This window comes from uncultured Sphaerotilus sp. (assembly GCF_963924895.1).
Taxonomy (GTDB): domain Bacteria; phylum Pseudomonadota; class Gammaproteobacteria; order Burkholderiales; family Burkholderiaceae_C; genus Sphaerotilus.
Genome location: NZ_CAWURG010000055.1, coordinates 1 through 17794, shown reverse-complemented (window position 1 = coordinate 17794; position 17794 = coordinate 1). Strand labels below are relative to the sequence as shown.

At 69.0% G+C, this 17794-nt stretch carries 17 protein-coding genes and 1 pseudogene; 14 read left to right on the top strand and 4 right to left on the bottom strand.

Annotated features, from left to right (window positions below; all coding sequences use genetic code 11):
• Positions 1-46: 46 nt before the first annotated feature.
• From secD to AABN02_RS19320, 3 genes are all read left to right on the top strand, one after another.
• Entirely contained in the window at positions 47-1951 is a 1905-nt protein-coding gene (gene secD / locus AABN02_RS19330) for a protein translocase subunit SecD (RefSeq protein ID WP_338416541.1), read from the top strand.
• 12 nt (positions 1952-1963) lie between these two features.
• The gene (gene secF / locus AABN02_RS19325) at positions 1964-3007 is read left to right on the top strand and encodes a protein translocase subunit SecF (protein WP_338416540.1); all 1044 of its coding nucleotides are present in this window, start codon (positions 1964-1966) and stop codon (positions 3005-3007) included.
• Positions 3008-3088: 81 nt separating this feature from the next.
• Complete coding sequence (locus AABN02_RS19320) at positions 3089-5719, top strand: DUF1631 family protein (protein WP_338416539.1); 2631 nt, start codon at positions 3089-3091, stop codon at positions 5717-5719.
• Between the two features lie 28 nt (positions 5720-5747).
• Here the strand turns inward: AABN02_RS19320 and AABN02_RS19315 are convergent, their stop codons facing one another.
• The 3 genes from AABN02_RS19315 to AABN02_RS19305 form a co-directional block, all read right to left on the bottom strand.
• A complete protein-coding gene (locus AABN02_RS19315) occupies positions 5748-6197 on the bottom strand; it encodes a DUF494 domain-containing protein (protein ID WP_338416538.1) in 450 nt (149 codons plus the stop codon).
• A 75-nt stretch (positions 6198-6272) separates the two neighbouring features.
• On the bottom strand, positions 6273-7403 hold the full coding sequence (gene dprA, locus AABN02_RS19310) for a DNA-processing protein DprA (RefSeq protein WP_338416611.1): 1131 nt from the start codon (positions 7401-7403) through the stop codon (positions 6273-6275).
• Positions 7404-7405: 2 nt separating this feature from the next.
• Entirely contained in the window at positions 7406-8584 is a 1179-nt protein-coding gene (locus tag AABN02_RS19305; protein WP_338416537.1) for a LysM domain-containing protein, read from the bottom strand.
• Positions 8585-8782: 198 nt separating this feature from the next.
• On the opposite strand from AABN02_RS19305, the gene def reads away from it, so the two are divergent.
• The 7 genes from def to AABN02_RS19270 all read left to right on the top strand — a co-directional run bounded on the left by def (position 8783) and on the right by AABN02_RS19270 (position 14084).
• Positions 8783-9298, top strand: coding sequence for a peptide deformylase (gene def, locus AABN02_RS19300; protein WP_338416536.1), 516 nt, complete (start codon positions 8783-8785; stop codon positions 9296-9298).
• 11 nt (positions 9299-9309) lie between these two features.
• Entirely contained in the window at positions 9310-10263 is a 954-nt protein-coding gene (fmt, locus tag AABN02_RS19295; protein ID WP_338416610.1) for a methionyl-tRNA formyltransferase, read from the top strand.
• 68 nt (positions 10264-10331) lie between these two features.
• Positions 10332-10736, top strand: a complete 405-nt coding sequence (locus AABN02_RS19290) for a hypothetical protein (protein ID WP_338416535.1) — start codon at positions 10332-10334, stop codon at positions 10734-10736.
• Between the two features lie 141 nt (positions 10737-10877).
• Positions 10878-11564: an AzlC family ABC transporter permease gene (locus tag AABN02_RS19285; RefSeq protein ID WP_338416609.1), complete on the top strand. Its 687-nt coding sequence runs from the start codon at positions 10878-10880 to the stop codon at positions 11562-11564.
• A complete protein-coding gene (locus AABN02_RS19280; RefSeq protein WP_338416534.1) occupies positions 11561-11890 on the top strand; it encodes an AzlD domain-containing protein in 330 nt (109 codons plus the stop codon). The genes AABN02_RS19285 and AABN02_RS19280 overlap by 4 nt, the downstream gene beginning before the upstream one ends.
• A 68-nt stretch (positions 11891-11958) precedes the next feature.
• Positions 11959-13152 (top strand): phosphoglycerate kinase, encoded by a 1194-nt coding sequence (locus tag AABN02_RS19275; protein ID WP_338416533.1) that lies wholly within the window; start codon positions 11959-11961, stop codon positions 13150-13152.
• A 140-nt stretch (positions 13153-13292) separates the two neighbouring features.
• A complete protein-coding gene (locus tag AABN02_RS19270) occupies positions 13293-14084 on the top strand; it encodes an NYN domain-containing protein (protein WP_338416608.1) in 792 nt (263 codons plus the stop codon).
• Between the two features lie 22 nt (positions 14085-14106).
• Here the strand turns inward: AABN02_RS19270 and AABN02_RS19265 are convergent, their stop codons facing one another.
• Positions 14107-14364 carry a hypothetical protein gene (locus AABN02_RS19265; protein ID WP_338416532.1) on the bottom strand — a complete coding sequence of 86 codons (258 nt, stop codon included), beginning with the start codon at positions 14362-14364 and terminating at the stop codon, positions 14107-14109.
• Positions 14365-14598: 234 nt separating this feature from the next.
• On the opposite strand from AABN02_RS19265, the gene AABN02_RS19260 reads away from it, so the two are divergent.
• The 4 genes and pseudogenes from AABN02_RS19260 to AABN02_RS19245 all read left to right on the top strand — a co-directional run.
• The gene (locus tag AABN02_RS19260; RefSeq protein WP_338416531.1) at positions 14599-14904 is read left to right on the top strand and encodes a nucleotidyltransferase family protein; all 306 of its coding nucleotides are present in this window, start codon (positions 14599-14601) and stop codon (positions 14902-14904) included.
• A 22-nt stretch (positions 14905-14926) separates the two neighbouring features.
• Positions 14927-15253, top strand: a complete 327-nt coding sequence (locus AABN02_RS19255; protein ID WP_338416530.1) for a HepT-like ribonuclease domain-containing protein — start codon at positions 14927-14929, stop codon at positions 15251-15253.
• Positions 15254-15339: 86 nt separating this feature from the next.
• The gene (locus AABN02_RS19250; RefSeq protein ID WP_338416529.1) at positions 15340-17070 is read left to right on the top strand and encodes a TonB C-terminal domain-containing protein; all 1731 of its coding nucleotides are present in this window, start codon (positions 15340-15342) and stop codon (positions 17068-17070) included.
• A 175-nt stretch (positions 17071-17245) separates the two neighbouring features.
• Positions 17246-17794 (top strand): annotated as a pseudogene (locus tag AABN02_RS19245) (NADP-dependent malic enzyme); the annotation flags it as partial.

Below are 17794 nucleotides of genomic sequence, written 5' to 3'. Positions count from 1 at the left end.
CGCATCACCCTATAGAGAGCGCGCCTGTCCAAGGCCGGTCAGCACGATGAATCGCTATCCCTGGTGGAAGTACCTGATCCTCGGCATCGCCGTGGTGGTGGGCCTGCTGTATACCCTGCCCAACTTCTTCGGCGAGGCGCCGGCCGTGCAGGTCTCCAGCGCCCGGGCCACGGTCAAGATCGACGCGGGCATGGTTGCGCGTGTGGAACAGGCCGTCAAGACCGCCGGACTCCAGCCGGACTTCGTCCAGCTCGAAGGCCTGTCGGTGCGGGCCCGTCTGACCGACACCGACGCGCAGCTCAAGGCGCGTGATGCGATCGTCAAGGCGCTCAATCCCGATCCGGCCGACCCGTCGTACATCGTCGCGCTGAACCTGGTGTCGCGCTCGCCGCAGTGGCTGACCAGCCTGCACGCGCTGCCGATGTACCTGGGTCTGGACCTGCGCGGCGGCGTGCACTTCCTGATGCAGGTCGACATGGCCGCGGCGCTGACCAAGAAAACCGAGTCGCTGACCGGCGACGTGCGCACGCTGCTGCGCGACAAGTCGATCCGCCACAGCGGCATCAACCGCGCCGGTGACAGCATCGAGGTCCGCCTGCGCGACCGCGAGACGCTCGACAAGGCGCGCCTGGCGCTGACCGACGCCCAGGCCGACGTGGTCTGGACCGAAGGCGCCGACCCGGCCGAACTCAAGCTGACCGGCCGCATCAAGCCCGAGGCGGTGCGCAACGTCGGCCAGCAGGCGCTGACGCAGAACATCAACACCCTGCACAACCGGATCAACGAACTCGGCGTGTCCGAGCCGGTGATCCAGCAGCAGGGCACCGACCGCGTGGTCGTGCAGCTGCCCGGCGTGCAGGACGTGGCCAAGGCCAAGGACATCATCGGCCGCACGGCGACGCTCGAAGTGCGCATGGTCGACGACAGCGCCGAGGCGCAGGCCGCGCTGACCGGTGGCGGCCCCGTGCCCTTCGGCACCGAGAAGTTCCTGGAGCGTGGCGGCGTGCCCATCATCGTCAAGCGCCAGGTGGTGCTGACGGGCGAGAACCTGACCGACGCGCAGGCCGGCTTCGACGACACCCAGCAGCCTGCCGTCCACCTGACGCTCGACGCCCGCGGCTCGCGCATCTTCCGCGACGTCACGCGCGAGAGCATCGGCAAGCGCATGGCCATCCTGCTGTTCGAGAAGGGCAAGGGCGAGGTCGTGACCGCGCCGGTGATCCGCTCGGAAATCGGCGGTGGCCGCGTGCAGATCTCGGGTTCGATGACGCCGATGGAGTCGGCCGACACCGCGCTGCTGCTGCGCGCCGGCTCGCTGGCCGCGCCGATGGAGATCATCGAGGAGCGCCTGATCGGCCCCAGCCTGGGCGCCGAGAACATTGCCAAGGGCTTCGACAGCGTGCTGTACGGCTTCGTCGCCATCGCCATCTTCATGTGCGCCTACTACATGCTCTTCGGCGTGTTCTCGACGCTGTCGCTGGCCGTGAACCTGCTGCTGCTGGTGGCGATCCTGTCGATGATGCAGGCCACCCTGACGCTGCCGGGCATCGCCGCCATCGCGCTGGTGCTGGGCATGGCGATCGACGCCAACGTGCTGATCAACGAGCGTGTGCGCGATGAACTGCGCAACGGCGCTTCGCCGCAGATGGCGATCAACCTCGGCTACGAGCGTGCGTTCGCGACGATCCTGGACTCGAACGTGACCACGCTGATCGCGGGCATGGCGCTGCTGGCCTTCGGCTCCGGCCCGGTGCGCGGCTTCGCGGTGGTGCACTGCCTGGGCATCATGACCTCGATGTTCTCGGCCGTGTTCTTCTCGCGCGGGCTGGTGAACTTCTGGTACGGCAGCAAGAAGAAGCTGCAGGGGGTCTCGATCGGGCAGATCTGGAAACCGGCCGCCCAGCCGGGGTCCGCGCCGACCTCGACCACCGTCACCACCCCCAAGGCCTGACAGGAGCCCGCCATGGAATTCTTCCGTATCCGGCGCGACATCCCGTTCATGCGGCATGCGCTGGTCTTCAATGCCATTTCCTTCCTGACCTTCGCGCTGGCGGTGTTCTTCCTGTTCACCCGCGGGCTGCACCTGTCGATCGAGTTCACGGGCGGCACGGTCATCGAGACCGAATACGCCCAGAGCGCCGACATCGCCAAGGTGCGCGCGACCGTCGAAGCCATGAACTTCGGCGAAGTGCAGGTGCAGAAATTCGGCACCTCGCGCGACGTGCTGATCCGCCTGCCGCTGCGCGGTGACGTGAAGCAGTCCGAGGTGGTGGGCCGCGTCTACGCGCAGCTCTGCGCGGCCGAAGGCGGCCTGCTCAAGCCGGTGCAGACGACGACCCCCAAGGGCGAGACGATCAGCCGCCAGGCCTGCGAGGCCGGCTCCGGCGCCACCGCGACCGAGCCGCTCAAGCTCTCGCGCAGCGAATTTGTCGGCCCGCAGGTCGGCAAGGAACTCGCCGAGGACGGCCTGAAGGCGCTGGCCTTCGTGGTCGCCGGCATCATGATCTATCTGGCGATCCGCTTCGAATGGAAGTTCGCGGTCGCCGCGATCATCGCCAACCTGCACGACGTCATCATCATCCTGGGCTTCTTCGCCTTCTTCCAGTGGGAGTTCTCGCTCTCGGTGCTGGCGGCGGTGCTGGCGGTACTGGGCTACTCGGTGAACGAGTCGGTGGTGATCTTCGACCGGATCCGCGAGGCCTTCCGCAAGTTCCGCAAGATGACGACGCCCGAGGTCATCGACCACGCGATCACGTCGACCATGAGCCGCACGATCATCACGCACGGCTCGACGCAGATGATGGTGCTGTCGATGCTGCTGTTCGGTGGCCCGACGCTGCACTACTTCGCGCTCGCGCTGACGATCGGCATCCTGTTCGGCATCTATTCGTCGGTGTTCGTGGCGGCGGCGATCGCGATGTGGCTGGGCGTCAAGCGGGAAGATCTGGTCAGCAGCGCCCGCAAGGACCAGGATCCGAACGATCCGAATTCCGGCGCGGTGGTCTGACGACCGTCCACGTTCGGCTCGTGTAGAGTAGGCGGTTCTTTCATCTTCTGATCCGTTCGCACGGACTCCGGCTCGACACCCATGGCCTCCGCTGCTGCTCCGTCTTCGGTACTTGCTGCGCAGGCTCGCCGCCTCTACTGCGACCAGGTGTCCCGCAGCCTGACCCGTGCGATGCGTGCGGTCATCGACCGGCTGCGCGAGCAGTGCACCCAGGTCGGACCGCCCGACCTCATGCTCAAGCGGCGTGATCTGCTGGTCGATCTGCCGCGTCAGGCCGGCAGCTGGCAGCAGCTCTTCATCGCGCAGCTGGCCACCGTGCTGGCCGGTCGCCCGAGTCCCGCGCACGGTTCCCAGCCGACGGCCACCAAGGCGGGCGATCTGGCGCTGGTCGATGATTCGACGATCGATCTGGAGATCCTGGTGTCGCGCATGGCCCTGGCCATGATGGACAAGGCGAGCTGGGAGTTCTCCGACCTGCGCTACCGCATGTCGGCGCTGGACCGCCGCGACGAGATGGACCCGCAGGACATCCTCCGTCCGCACGCGCTGGCCCGCGCCGCCGTGGACAGCTGGCGCACCGCCGGGCTGTCCGTCGAGCATTGGCGTCTGGTGCAGCCGCTGCTGCACGAGGAGTTTGCCGGGCTCGTCCATGAGGCCTACCACGAGACCAACCGCTGGCTGATCGGCCAGGGGGTGTGTCCGGAGGTCAACCTGCGCCAGTTCATCCGCCGCAGCCGGGACGCCGGACCTCCGCCTGCTGCGCCGGTCGCGGGTGGCGGTGGCGGCTCCGGTGCGAGCGGCAGTTCGGCCACGGCGGCGGGCACGCGCGCGCCCACCGGTGGAAGTGGTGGCAGTGGCAGTGGCAGTGGCAGTGGCGGCAGTGGTAGTACGCCTTCCGCCGCGGGCTCGCCGGCCGCAGCGTCCGGCGAGCGCTTCCCGTCGCCGCCGAGCCTGCAGGGCCGCACCGGGGCAGCCTCCGGCGCCGGCGGCTACCAGGGCATGACGCCCGAGAACGCGCACCAGTACGCCCCCACCGTGATGGCCGGACTGGGCAAATCCGCCGCGGACAACTCGGGTGCCTGGCGCTCGGGACGAGGCGCCTCTGACGCCGCCGGTGGCGGGGACGCCGGCCCGACCGGCCGCGGCGACGTGCAGGAAGAGACCCGCATGATGACGCGCTCGCCCGGACTGCTGCGCAGCATCGAGCAGGCCGAAGCCGTGCTCGGGCGCCTGAACCGGCTGGTGTCGCGGCAGGTGCCCGACTTCTACAGCTCGACCATCGCCCAGCCGCACCCGCCCGCCTCGCCGGGACTGCGCGCGGCGATCAACGAGGTGCAGGCCGCCGTGCAGCACCGCTTCGATCCGAGGCCGGATGCCCATGGCCATGTGCCGGTGCTGTCGCAGTCGGCGGCGGTCAGCACGCCGGGGCTGCTGCAGGAACTGCAGGCGCGCAAGGCCGCCCTCAAGCAGGCGGCCACCACGCCGGTCGAACGCGCCACCATCGAGGTGGTCGCCCTGATGTTCCAGAGCCTGCTGACCGAAGAGCGCATCCCGGCCGCCGTGCGGGTGTGGTTCGCGCGGCTGCAGATGCCGGTGCTGCGCGTGGCCATCGCCGAGCCGGACTTCTTTGCCACCATCGATCACCCGGCGCGCAAGCTGATCGACCGCATGGGCGCCTGCGTGATGGGCTTCGAAGCGGGCAGCGCGGGTGTGAGCGAGCCGATGGAGCGCGAGATCAAGCGGGTCGTGCAGGTGGTCGAGGCCTATCCCGACACCGGCCGGCGCGTGTTCCAGACCGTGCTGACCGAGTTCGAGCGCTTCCTGGAGGACTACTTCAAGTCCGCGCACCTGGCGGCGAGCAAGGGCGTGTCGCTGGCCCAGCAGATCGAGCAGCGCGAGACGCTGGCGATCCAGTACACGATCGAGCTGCGCAAGATGCTCAACGAGGTGCCGGTCCACGACGGGGTGCGCGAGTTCCTGTTCCACGTCTGGGCCGACGTGCTGGCGACGACCGCCGTCAAGGCGGGGCAGGCCAGCGAGCCGACCAAGGCGATGCGCAAGGCCGCCGCCGACCTGATCTGGCTGGCGAGCGCCAAGGTGTCGCGCGAGGAACGCTCCGAGGCGATCCGCCGGCTCTCGCCGCTGCTGAAGAAGCTGCGCGAGGGCATGGTGTCGGCCGGCGTGCCGGTGCCGCGGCAGGACGAGTACATCCAGGCGCTGAACAATGCCCTGCAGGCGGCGTTCTCGGCCCGCACCGCCGCCATCCCGACCGAGCGCCTCAACGAGCTGATGATGCAGCTGGAGACGCTGGAGGACATGCTGCCGGACGTGGACCACATCGAGATCGACGAGTCGATGGTGCGGGATCTCTCCGGCCACGAGACCAAGGATCTGGAAGTGGTCGCCGAGGGTGGCTCCATGCCCACGCCGGCGATGGTCGCCTGGTGCGGCAACCTGAGCGTGGGCAGCTGGTTCCGTCTGGACTACCGCGACACGGTTGCCAACGTCCAGCTCGCCTGGCAAGGCTCGCGCAAGCAGTTCAACCTGTTCGTGTCCCCGCAGGGGCGCGGCATCCTGTTCCAGAAACACCGCCTGGCGGCCTTCCTGCAAGCGGGACTGCTGGTGCCGGTGGAAGAGGAATCGCTGACCGTGCGCGCCACGCGCGACGCGCTGGCCAAGCTCGACGCCGATCCGGGGCGCCTGCTGCACTGATCCTTGGCTGGATCAGTGGCCCAAGGGCTCAGTGGATCAGCCGGTCCTCGGCGTCGACGAACAGTTCGTCGAGGATCAGCGCATCGGGCTCTTCGCCGATGCTCCAGAACACCATCAGCACGATGATCTTCAGGTCTTCCAGCGCGAGTTCGCCGGTCGTGGCCATGGCGCGGTCGACGGCGATTTCCCGCATCGGCGCCGGCAGCACGCCCGCGGATTCGAGAAAACTCAGGAAGGCGATCGACGCGGTGCCGAGGTGGTCCTGCTCGGCCGGGGTGTAGACGCGCAGGGACAGCGGGCTCTGGGCCTTGGCCTCGGATTCGGCCACGGTGGTCAGCCCGTCGAGCCAGCTCAGCGCGTCCTCGATCTCGTCGCTCTCGAAGCCCACCGAGGTGAGCTTGCGCGAAAGCTGGGCGTGCTCCGGACAGGCATCGGGTCGCCAATAGTTTTCGTAAAGATAAACGAGCACGTCGAACATGAATCCACTATACCTGAGCGGATCCTGAATGGCTGGCGCCCACCGGGCTGCTGCCGGTGGCCGGCGTGCATGGAGTCACGCGCAGGCCTGACGCCGAAACAGCGGGCCCGGGAGACGCACCACATGGCCGTCCAGCTCCAGTTCCAGCAGGCGGTGGTTCAGCGCTGACGTGGGCAGGCCGGTGCGGGCCTGCAGGGCATCCAGCGTGACCGGTGTCCAGCCCATCGCCTCCAGCAGCGGATCTTCCGGCGTGGTGTCCAGAGGCCGTTGAACGGCGGCCATGGGGGAGGCCACCGGGGTCTTGCTTGCGATGACGGGTGCGCTGGTACCCCAGTGCAGTTCGTCCAGGATGTCCTGCGTCGTCTCGACCAGCTTCGCGCCGCTCTTGATGAGCTGGTGGCAGCCCTTGACCTGCGGACTGTGGATCGAGCCGGGGATGGCGAACACCTCGCGGTTCGACTCCATCGCCAGCCGCGCGGTGATGAGCGAGCCGGACTGCAGCGCCGCCTCGACGACCAGCGTGCCGCGTCCCAGCCCGGCGATCAGGCGGTTGCGCTGCGGAAAATGGGGTGCCAGTGGCGGTGTGCCGAGCACGTGTTCGGACACGATCAGCCCTTCCGTGGCGATGCGCCCGGCCAGCGCGTGGTGCTGGCGCGGATAGACCCGGTCCAGCCCGGTGCCGACGATGGCGATCGTGCCGGACGGTCCGCTCAGCGCCCCCTCGTGCGCCGCGCCGTCGATGCCCTGCGCCAGCCCCGACACGATCACCATGCCGGCCTGGCTCAGTGCGGCGGCGAATTGGTAGGCGTTGTCGGCCCCTTGCGGCGTCGGATGGCGGCTGCCCACGACGGCCAGCGCGCCGATGCCCAGCAGCTCCAGCCGACCCCGGGCGTGCAGCAGCAGCGGCGGATCGGCCAGTTCCATCCAGGCGGCGGGGTACTGTGGATCCCCGAGCAACAGTAGGTGGCAGCCGGGTTGCTGCAGCCACTGTGCCGTGCGCGCCACCAGGGCGTCGTGGCCTTCGGGTGTCTGGGCCAGCGCCTCGCTGACCTTGTGGCCGTCGAGCACCTCGCGCCACGCCGCCGGCGAGGCCTCGAAGATCTCCCGCGGCCCGCCAAACGCCAGCAGCAGCCGGCGTGCGCGCTGGCGGCCGATGCCCGGGGTTTCGAGCAGGCGCAGCCAGGCGGCGAGTTCGTCGTCCGCCACCGTCACGGGGGCGTGAAGCGGTCGCCGGGACGCACGGCGGTTTCGGCGCTGAGGATCAGCGCGTACGACACCCGGTCGAAGACCCGGAAGACAAAGAGCTGGCCATGGGCCTCGTCGGGCAGTTTCAGGGTGGCCTTCAGGGGGTCGGACTTGTCCGCGACCCGCTCGCCGGTGCGCAGCACGGCCAGCACATGGCCGCGCTCCACGCCGTCGCGCTCGCCGCGGTTGATGGCCACGATCTGGTTCTGGCCGGCGGAGAGGCCGTCGCCGTAGATCGAGATGATCTGGCCTGCGATCGGCTTGGCCGGCGCGTGCGGCACGTAATTGCGGTAATCACGGACGGGGGCCTGCGCGATGCGGTCGCCGATGCTGGCCTCCTGGCGCAGGGAACTCAGCGTGAAGGTGGCCGGCACGACCTCGGTGGCGCCCTGGGCGTCGGTCCGGGTTTCGCCGGCGCGCACGTATTCGGCATTGCCGACGAACGCGGCCTCGTAGCCCAGGATCTCGCCGCCCGATGGGTCGCGCAGCGGGCGTGCCTCGCGGAAGACGCGCCAGTCGCGGATGGCGGGCATCTCGCCGCGCACGTAGGCGGTGTCGCCGCGGCTGAGCAGCACGCGGCCTTCGCGGCCGGCGACGATGCGCGGCGCACGGGCCAGCGTGTCGCTGTCGAGCACCACGGCGTCGTTCAGGAACGGCTCGATCAGGTGCAGCGGGATCGAGGCGATCGGCCCCAGGTCCCCGTCCCCCGCCCGCACGCGCGGCGAGAGCTTGACCGTGCCGCCGCTGCCGCCGCCGAACACCAGCCGTGCCCGCCCGCCGCTCTTGACCAGCGTCAGCAGCTGGCCGGGGTAGATCAGGTGGGGATTGCGGATGTCCTGCAGGTTCATGCCCCACAGCTCGGGCCAGCGCCACGGGCTGCGCAGGAACAGCTTCGAGATGTCCCACAGGGTGTCGCCGCGCTTGACGGTGTAGCTGTCGGGCGCGTTCGGTGCCAGCTCCGACAAGGGCACACCGATTTCGGCGACTTTCTGCGCCGTGCCACGCTGGGCGCCGGTGATTGGATAATCGGGGAATGCATGGGCCGACGAGATGGACAGGCCGAGCATGGCGAGGGTCAGGAGGCTTGCCGCCCTGGCGCTTGCGCGCTGGACGGTAGCAAGCTTGCCGTGGGACAGGATCATGGAGCGCGTCTCCGTGCGCCGACCGGTCAGGCCCGCGCGAAACTCTTCAATCAATCTCATAAATTCTGCCCCTAAACCCTTGATGCTGCAATGAAATCGGCCGTGGCGCCTGACACGGATGGTGCGCCCGCCGGCCGATGACCTTGTTCCCGAATCACAACTTTCACGCAGTGGCACCGCCCTGTGCCGACCCTCGCCATGAGCCTGCTGACCATACTTCGCTATCCCGACCCCCGCCTGAACAAGGTCGCCAAGCCTGTCGCGACCGTCGATGACCGCCTGCGCCGGCTGATCGACGACATGTTCGAGACGATGTACAAGTCCCGCGGCATCGGTCTGGCCGCCACGCAGGTCGATGTGCATGAGCGGCTCATTGTGATCGACGCCTCGGAGGACAAGTCCGACCAGCTCGTATTGATCAATCCCGTCATCATCGCGCACAGTGAGGAACGTGTGGTCAGCGACGAGGGCTGTCTGTCGGTTCCGACCATCTATGACAAGGTCGAGCGCTACGCCACCGTGGCGGTGCGGGCCACGAACCGGGACGGCCAAACCTACGAATTCGAGGCCGAAGGGCTGCTGGCCATCTGCGTGCAGCACGAGATGGACCACCTCGTGGGCAAGGTCTTCGTCGAATACCTCTCGCCGCTGAAGCGCAACCGCATCCGCAGCAAGATGGTCAAGCGCCTGCGCGAAGACGAGGACGAGGCATGACGGGCGCGGCGCTGCGCGTCGGTTTTGCGGGCACGCCCGAGTTCGCCGCCGAGGCGCTGGCGGCGATCCTGGCGGCCGGCCACGTCGTGCCGCTGGTGCTGACGCAGCCCGACCGCCCCGCCGGCCGCGGCATGAAGCTGCAGCCCTCGGCGGTGAAGCAGTGCGCGCTGCAGCACGGCCTGCCGGTCGCGCAGCCGACCAGCCTGAAGCTCGACGGCCGTACCCCGGACGAGGCCGCCGCCGCCCGTGAAGCGCTGCAGGCCGCCCAGCTCGACGTGCTGGTGGTCGCCGCCTACGGGCTGATCCTGCCGCAGTGGGTGCTCGACCTGCCGCGGCTGGGCTGTCTGAACATCCACGGCTCGCTGCTGCCGCGCTGGCGCGGCGCGGCGCCGATCCACCGCGCCATCGAGGCCGGCGATGCCGAGACCGGCATCACCATCATGCAGATGGACGCCGGCTTGGACACCGGCGACATGCTGCTGGTCGCGCCCGAGCCGATCCGCCCGGACGACACCACCGCCGCGCTGCACGACCGGCTCGCCACGCTGGGCGGCCGGCTGATCGTCGAGGCGCTGGCTCTGGCCGCCCGCGGGAGCCTGCACGCCACGCCGCAGCCCGCCGAAGGCGTCACCTACGCCCACAAGATCGACAAGCGCGAAGCGGCGCTCGACTGGACGCTGCCCGCCGAGGTACTGGCGCGGCGCATCCGGGCCTTCGATCCCTTTCCCGGCGCGAGTTTCAGCCGCGGCGGCGAGGTGGTGAAGGTCTGGCAGGCGCGTGCCGTGGACGGGCAGGGCGCGCCGGGCAGCGTGCTGGCGGTGGACGGGGAGGGCGCCGGCATCGTCGTGGCCTGTGGCGCGGGCGCACTCGCGCTGACCAGCCTGCAGCGGCCCGGCGGACGGCGCCAGCCGGTGCGTGAATTCCTGCGGGGCTGTGCCATCGGCCCCGGCGAGCAGCTCGGCTGAGGGACTGCGCGGCTCAAGTCGCGCGGCGGGACGACGATAGCGCTGGGGACCACACCCCGAGTTCAGCCATGCGCCATCCCGTCCCTGCCATCGCCTTCGCCCTGATCGCCGCCGGCTTGCTGGCGGGTTGCGACCAGCTCGGCATCGAATCCGCCAGCGCCACCCTGGCCCGCACCGAGGCCGACGCCAAGGCCGTGGGCAGTGCCTGCCGCCACGCCATGCGCGCCATCGAGGATTGCTACACCCTCAATCCCAAGGCGGAAAAGGCGGCGGTCTACACCGGCTGGCGCGAGATGGACGAGTACATGCGCGAGAACAAGCTCGAAGGCGTCGCGCCCAGCGAGCCGCGGCCGGCCGCTCCTGGCGCCAAACCCAAGGCGGCCAAGGACGATGCGCCGGACGAAGAGATCATCGACGACGGCAAGAAACCGCAGAAAGCCGGCGCCAGCCACGCCGCCAAGCCGACGCACTGACGACCCCGCGGCCGATCCGGTCGCCGCCAGTGTGAAAATGCGGGGATGCACCCCCCAGGCGATCCACCAGCCCCTGTGACCCTGCGCCAGCGCTGGCAGGCGCTGCGCCAGCATCCCGAGGCCGCGCGCGGCGTGCGCGACATGCTGCCGATGGTGCCCGGCATGGCCGCCTGGGGCCTCGTCACCGGCGTGGCGATGGTCAAGAGCGGGCTCGACCCCTGGCTCGCACTGCTGATGTCGCTGACGGTGTTCGCCGGCTCCTCGCAACTGGCCTCGCTGCCGCTGATCGCCGCTGGTGCTCCCATCTGGGTCGTGCTGCTGACCGCCTGCATCGTCAACCTGCGCTTCATCATCTACAGCGCGCAGTGGCGCTGGTACTTCGGCCACCTGCCGCGTGGCCAGCGCGTGGCCCTGAGCTACCTCGCCGCCGACATCAACTACGCCCTCTTCATCAAGGCCTGGCCCGAGCCGGAGCCGCGCCCCGGCCAGGTCGAATACTTCGTCAGCGGCGCCGTGGTGGTCTGGATCGGCTGGCAGATCCCGTCGATCGTGGGCATCGTGCTCGCGGACGTGATCCCGCCCGCATGGGGCCTCGGCTTCGCGGGCACGCTGGCGCTGATCGGGCTGACCTGCTCGCTGCTGGTGGACCGGGCGACCTGGATCTGCGCTGCCGTGGCGGCCCTCGCGGCGGTGGCGGCGTATGCCTTGCCGTACAAGCTGCACATCGTCGTCGCGGTGGCCGCAGCCGTGGCGGCAGGCTTGCTGATGGAGCGGCCCGGCGGTGGCGGCGGGCGGCTGGCCGCGGTGCTGCGGAGGCCCGCGCCATGAACACCTGGGAAGCCGCGCTCACCATCGTCGGGCTGGCGGTGGTCACCGTGCTGACGCGCAGCCTGCTGATGCTGCCGCGCGAGGAGGTGCCGATTCCCGCCTGGGCCAAGCGGGCGCTGAAGTACGCGCCGCTGGCCGCGCTGGTCGCCATCATCGTGCCCGAGGTGCTGCTGACGCGTGGCGCGCTGATCGCCACGCTGGCGGATGCGCGGCTGATCGGCGCGGCGGTCGGGCTGGCCTATTACTTCTGGAAGCGCGGCATCCTCGGCACCATCGTCGTCGGCATGGCCGTCTTCCTGCCGCTGCGCATCGGCCTGGGCTGGTAGCGCCGACGCGTTCTGATTTCCCTTCGTTTCCCGTTCTCTTTTTTCTTTCACATCAAGGAGTTATCCACATGAATGTCCTCCGCCTCCAAGACCTGATCGCCGCCGGCAAGATCGCCGGCCAGCGCGTGTTCATCCGCGCCGACCTGAACGTGCCGCAGGATGACGCCGGCCACATCACCGAAGACACCCGCATCCGCGCCTCGATCCCCTGCATCGAGATGGCGCTGAACGCGGGTGCGGCCGTGATGGTCACCAGCCACCTGGGCCGCCCGACCGAGGGCGAGTTCAAGCCCGCCGACTCGCTGGCGCCGGTCGCCAAGCGCATGGGCGAGCTGATGGGCCGCGAGATCCCGGTCGTCGCCAACTGGGTGGACGGCGTGGACGTGGCGCCGGGCCAGCTCGTGATGCTGGAAAACTGCCGCCTGAACAAGGGCGAGAAGAAGAACAACGCCGAGCTGGCGCAGAAGATGGCCGCGCTGTGCGACGTGTTCGTGCACGACGCCTTCGGCACCGCCCACCGCGCCGAAGCCTCGACCTACGGCATCGCCCAGTACGCCAAGATCGCCTGCGCCGGCCCGCTGCTGGCGGCCGAGATCGACGCGATCAGCAAGGCCCTGGCCAACCCGAAGCGCCCGCTGGTGGCGATCGTCGCCGGCTCGAAGGTCTCGACCAAGCTGACCATCCTCAAGGCGCTGTCGGCCAACGTGGACGGCCTGATCGTCGGTGGCGGCATCGCCAACACCTTCATGCTGGCGGCCGGTCTGAAGATCGGCAAGTCGCTGGCCGAGCCGGATCTGGTCGCCGAAGCGGTGGCCGTGATCGAGGCGATGAAGGCCCGCGGCGCGGCGGTGCCGATCCCCGTGGACGTGGTCTGCGCCAAGACCTTCTCGCCGACCGCGGAAGCGACCGTCAAGGCCGCCACCGACGTCGCCGACGACGACCTGATCCTCGACATCGGCCCGCAGACCGCCGCCATCCTGGCCGCGCAGCTCAAGGCCGCCGGCACCATTGTGTGGAACGGCCCGGTCGGCGTGTTCGAGTTCGAAGCCTTCTCGCATGGCACGGAAACGGTCGCCCGCGCGGTGGCCGAGAGCGCGGCGTTCTCGATCGCGGGCGGTGGCGACACGCTGGCGGCGATTGCCAAGTACGGGATCGAGGGTGACGTGGGCTATATCTCCACCGGCGGCGGGGCGTTCCTCGAAGTGCTGGAGGGGAAGACGTTGCCGGCGTTCGAGATTCTGGCGAAGCGGGCGGCGGGCTGATCACGTCCCGGACTCGATCTATCCAGGCCGCCTTCGGGCGGCCTTTTTATTGATACTGCGGCTGCGTGAGCTTGCCTGACAATTCGCCTCTATTTGAAAAATACGCGCATGAAAGCGCGTTTTCTGGGAGGGAAGAAAGGATGTCGCTCGCTGGGCCTCAAGAGAGCCGTGTCGCGGTATTGGTCGATTGTGACAACACCGCCCCGGAGGTGCTGGAGCACGCGTTGCGCGTGGTCGCCCAGTTCGGTCGTGTCGTGTTGCGCCGTGGATATGGCAATCACAGCACATTGGCCAACAAGTGGCAGGAAGCGCTGGTGCGTCTGGCGTTCACACCTTGCCTGCAATTTCAGTACGCCGCTGGCAAGAACACTTCGGACATCGCCTTGGCGCTGGATGCGCTGGAGGCGATGTTTGACGATCGGGCGGACACCTTCTGTCTGGTCACCAGCGATTCGGACTTTGCGTATCTGTGCCGCAAGCTGCGCGAGCGTGGCGCGCAAGTGGTGATCGTTGGCGAGGACAAGACGCCGGCGGCCTTGCGCAATGCCAGTGACCAGTTCTTCGAGTGGGTTCGGCCCGTTGTGGTGAGCCCGTCTAACGGCGCCGGTGAGGGTGCCGCAGCACGGGTGCTGGTGGACAACAAGTTGGATGCACTGAAGGCCGATCCGCCGAAGCCCTTGCCCAAACGGAGGCCGAGGTTCGTTGTCGAGGCCGTCGAGTTGCTGGCTGCGAATACCTCTGATGGCAAGGTGCATCCGGGCGGTCTGGGCCAGTACCTGAAGCGCACCGATCCGTCCTTCTCACCGAAGATCTACGGCCATTCCGGCCTGCTCGACATGCTGCGCACCTATGACCTGCTCACGCTCCAGCAGGAGCCCGGTGGGCACTGGACCGTGCGACTGCGGCCCAAGGCGGATGGGGGCGAAGTCTGACCGGCCGCCTATGCCAGAAGGATCAGGCTGCCAAGCTCAGCGGATAGCTCAACTCGAAGACCCGCGCACCGCTCAGTTCCAGCCCGTTCGGCCAGCAGGCAGCGCCCGCTTCGACGAAGCAGCGCCGGAAATAGTCGGCTTGGCGCAGGGGGTCAAGCAGCGGACCTTGGCGCGTGGACAGATAGGCGGCCCAGTCGAAACGTCCTCGCGCACCGTTCGAGAAGGTCAGGACCAGTTGGAAGTCTTCTTCTGAATGTTCGAGGGTCAGCACCTTGATCACGAGGGACTCCTGGTTTCGAGCGATTGAATGGGGCGTCTCCGTCCCGTCATGTCCATGAACGCGGGTAGCCATGCACAAGGATGGCGGTGTTTGACTGGCGTGGGTCCTCGCATTCGCGAGGATGACGACCTGCTGATGTAGGGTCAATTCAGTCCATCCAGATTTCGGGACGCGTGTTGCGGTCCTGAGTCAGGCAAACTTGCCGACGATGTCTGAACTGTCCAGGAGCTTGCGATGACCGTTCCCGCGCTGACCCATTTTTCGAGCGGTGATCTGGCGCCGATCTGCCAGCGCCATGGCATCCACCGGCTGTCCGTGTTCGGCTCGCGGATGAAGGGCACGGCCCGCCCCGACAGCGATCTGGATCTGTTGGTCGAGTTCGAGCCGGGGAGGGTGCCCGGCCTGATCGGCCTGAGCGGGATCGAGATCGAGCTGACCGAGGCGCTGGGCGTCAAGGTCGATCTGCGCACCGCGCAGGAGCTGAGTCCCTACTTCCGCGAAGAAGTCCTTCGACAGGCACAGGTGGCCTATGTCGCCTGAGGACCGCAATCGCCTTCGTCACATGATTGACGCGGCCCGCACGGCCCGTGGGTTTCTGGCTGGTCGGCAACGCACCGATCTGGATACGGACGAGATGCTGCGGTTCGCGGTCGTCCGGGCGGTCGAGATCATCGGAGAGGCTGCATCGCGCGTCTCCCCGCCCGGGCGCGCCGCCGTACCGGGGGTGCCTTGGCCTGCCATCGTCAGCATGCGCAACCGGATGGTGCATGCGTATTTCGACATCGACCATGACGTCGTCTGGCGGACGGTCCAGGTGGAGCTGGCGCCACTGATGTCCACCTTGCAAGCTGCGTTGGACACACCCAGCGAGCCGACGCGATCAGACTGATTGATCAAAAGGCTTCGCAGAAGCCCCCGTTTGTTCAGCGATCTCTCAGCCCGCCCCTGCGCCCGCATCCCTGAGAATCGGGCGCAATGAAAGACAAGTGGACCGTGCACGACTTCGACCAGGCGCCCGAGCGTTCGCCGCGCTCGCCTAGGCGTCGGCCCCCACCGCAGATCCAGCGCACGCCGCGTGAGCGCAAGTCCTTCAATGGCGCGCTGGTGGTCTCCGGGCTGCTCCATGTGCTGCTGCTGAGCCAGCTGGTCGGCGGCGATGGGCAGGGGCTGCCGGGCTTCGTGCTGCCCTGGCAGGAACGGCGGATCGCGGTGCCCGATGTGCAGGTGGTGCTGACGCCGTTGCCGGCGACTCCGCTCGTCGCGCCCGCAGACCCGGCGAGCGCCGTGCCGGTGCAGCAGGCGTCGATCCGGTCCGCGCCGGTGCGCTTGCCAGCGCCGACACCCCGAGCTGCGCCGCCCGCGCCACGCCCGCAGGCGCCTGCGGTGGCCGAGGCGCCCAAGCCTGCGCCTGTCGCGCCCCCGAAGGCGCCGGCAGAAGTCGCCCCCCAGGCCGTGGCCGATGCCACCCCGGTGAACGCGGCGCCCCCGCGTCCCGCTGTCCCCGATCGCGCGCCGCCGCCTCCACCGCCAAGCCCGGCGCCGGCCGTCCTCACCGCCGCGCCGTCCGAGGTGCCCGCGCCGGTCGTGCCGGTGGCGCCCGAGACACCGACTCTGGCCAACGCGGTCGAACCCAGCGCGTCGAGCCCTGATCCGGCGGCCTTGGCCGCGCGCGAGGCCGCGCTGGAGGCCCAGCGGCAGGAAGCGGTCCGCGCCGAAACCGTGCGGCTGGAGACTGAACGGCAGGCGGCTGCACGACAGGCCGCGGCCCAACTGGAAACCCAGCGCCAGGAAACCGCCCGTCAAGCAGCCGCCCGCGCCGAGGCCACCCGGCTGGAAGCTGAACGCCAGGAAGCGGCGCGTCAGGCCGCCGCAACCCTGGAAGCCCAGCGGCAGGAAGCGGCCCGTCAGGCCACCGCCCGCGCCGAGGCCGCCCGACAGGAGGCCGAGCGGCAGGAGGCTGCACGGCAAGCCGCCGCCGCCCAGCTGGAAGCACAGCAGCGGCAGGAAGCCGCCCGCCAGGCCGCCGCCCGCGCCGAAGCGGCCCGACTGGAGGCGGTGCGCCAGGAAACCGCGCGTCAGGCCGCCGCCCAGCTGGAAGCCCAGCGGCAGGAAGCCGCCCGCCAAGCCGCCGCCCGCGCCGAGGCGGCCCGGCTGGAGGCCGAGCGCGCGGACGCCGCCCGGAAGGCCGCCGCGCAGCAGGAAGCCGCCCGCGTCCAGGCCGCGCAGGAGGCCGCAGCGAAGCGCGAGGCTGTGCTGCGCGCCATCGGGCGCCAGCTTGACGAGGAAAACGCCCGCCGCGACGCCGCCGCCAACGCGCCACGCCCATCCAGCGCGCTTCCCCTGTCCCTGAGCAGCGCCCGCCGCGCCCGGCTCTGGGGCCAGACCGACCCCAACGCCGACCTCGTCGCCTACGCCCAGGCCTGGGCACTGAAGATCCAGTTCAACACCTTGCCCGACAAGGTCCGCGAAATCACGAAGCGCCCCCATACCCCGCCCACGGTGACCGTGGCCATGCGCAGCGACGGCTCGGTGGAGTCGATGACCTTCGTCGTCTCCAGCGGCGTGGCGGAGATCGACGACGCCATCCGGCGCCTCGTCGAAACCCAGCGGCCCTACCCGGCGTTTCCGCCCGCGCTGGCCCGCGAGTTCGACGTGATCGAGATCCGCCGCACCTGGTACTTCGACGCGGCGGTTCGGCTGCACTGACGGCGGTACCGCCCGCCTGTCATGCATCTTGTGCATAACCCACACTCTTGCCGGCATGAACCCCCGTTTCCCGCCTTCTGCGCGGTAAACACGCATGCGCCCCGCGGCGGGCCGCAGTAATCTGCGCTCCCTTTTGAAACACCGGTGTCCCGCGGACACCCCCAGGAGCGCCCCGATGACCCAGCCCTTGTCCCCCGCCGAACTGGCTTTGCGTGAAGCCGCGCTGGAATACCACCGCGCACCGGTCCGGGGAAAGATCGCGGTCACCCCGCTCAAGCCGCTGATGAACCAGCGCGACCTGTCGCTGGCCTACTCGCCCGGCGTGGCCTATCCCTGCCTGGCGATCGAGAAAGACCCGTCGCTGGCCGCCGAATACACCTCGCGCGCCAACCTCGTCGGCGTCATCACCAATGGCACCGCGGTGCTCGGCCTCGGCGACATCGGGGCTGCCGCCGGGATGCCGGTGATGGAGGGCAAGTCACTGCTCTTCAAGGAGTTCGCTGACGTGGACTCCTACGCCATCTGCGTGGACAGTAAGGACCCCAAGGAGATCATCCGGGTGTGCGAGGCCATCGCCCCGGCATTCGGTGGCATCAACCTCGAGGACATCGCCGCCCCGGTGTGCTTCGAGGTCGAGGAGGCCCTCAAGGAGCTGCTCGACATCCCCGTGTTCCACGACGACCAGCACGGCACCGCCGTGGTCACCCTGGCCGCCCTCGAGAAC

What these genes read in the sequence shown, in the direction of transcription:
- secD (WP_338416541.1), top strand. Translation starts at nt 47, where the DNA reads ATGAATCGCTATCCCTGGTGGAAGTACCTGATCCTCGGCATCGCCGTG.
- secF (WP_338416540.1), top strand. Translation starts at nt 1,964, where the DNA reads ATGGAATTCTTCCGTATCCGGCGCGACATCCCGTTCATGCGGCATGCG.
- AABN02_RS19320 (WP_338416539.1), top strand. Translation starts at nt 3,089, where the DNA reads ATGGCCTCCGCTGCTGCTCCGTCTTCGGTACTTGCTGCGCAGGCTCGC.
- AABN02_RS19315 (WP_338416538.1), bottom strand. Translation starts at nt 6,197, where the DNA reads ATGTTCGACGTGCTCGTTTATCTTTACGAAAACTATTGGCGACCCGAT.
- AABN02_RS19305 (WP_338416537.1), bottom strand. Translation starts at nt 8,584, where the DNA reads ATGATCCTGTCCCACGGCAAGCTTGCTACCGTCCAGCGCGCAAGCGCC.
- def (WP_338416536.1), top strand. Translation starts at nt 8,783, where the DNA reads ATGAGCCTGCTGACCATACTTCGCTATCCCGACCCCCGCCTGAACAAG.
- AABN02_RS19290 (WP_338416535.1), top strand. Translation starts at nt 10,332, where the DNA reads ATGCGCCATCCCGTCCCTGCCATCGCCTTCGCCCTGATCGCCGCCGGC.
- AABN02_RS19285 (WP_338416609.1), top strand. Translation starts at nt 10,878, where the DNA reads ATGCTGCCGATGGTGCCCGGCATGGCCGCCTGGGGCCTCGTCACCGGC.
- AABN02_RS19280 (WP_338416534.1), top strand. Translation starts at nt 11,561, where the DNA reads ATGAACACCTGGGAAGCCGCGCTCACCATCGTCGGGCTGGCGGTGGTC.
- AABN02_RS19275 (WP_338416533.1), top strand. Translation starts at nt 11,959, where the DNA reads ATGAATGTCCTCCGCCTCCAAGACCTGATCGCCGCCGGCAAGATCGCC.
- AABN02_RS19270 (WP_338416608.1), top strand. Translation starts at nt 13,293, where the DNA reads ATGTCGCTCGCTGGGCCTCAAGAGAGCCGTGTCGCGGTATTGGTCGAT.
- AABN02_RS19260 (WP_338416531.1), top strand. Translation starts at nt 14,599, where the DNA reads ATGACCGTTCCCGCGCTGACCCATTTTTCGAGCGGTGATCTGGCGCCG.
- AABN02_RS19255 (WP_338416530.1), top strand. Translation starts at nt 14,927, where the DNA reads ATGATTGACGCGGCCCGCACGGCCCGTGGGTTTCTGGCTGGTCGGCAA.
- AABN02_RS19250 (WP_338416529.1), top strand. Translation starts at nt 15,340, where the DNA reads ATGAAAGACAAGTGGACCGTGCACGACTTCGACCAGGCGCCCGAGCGT.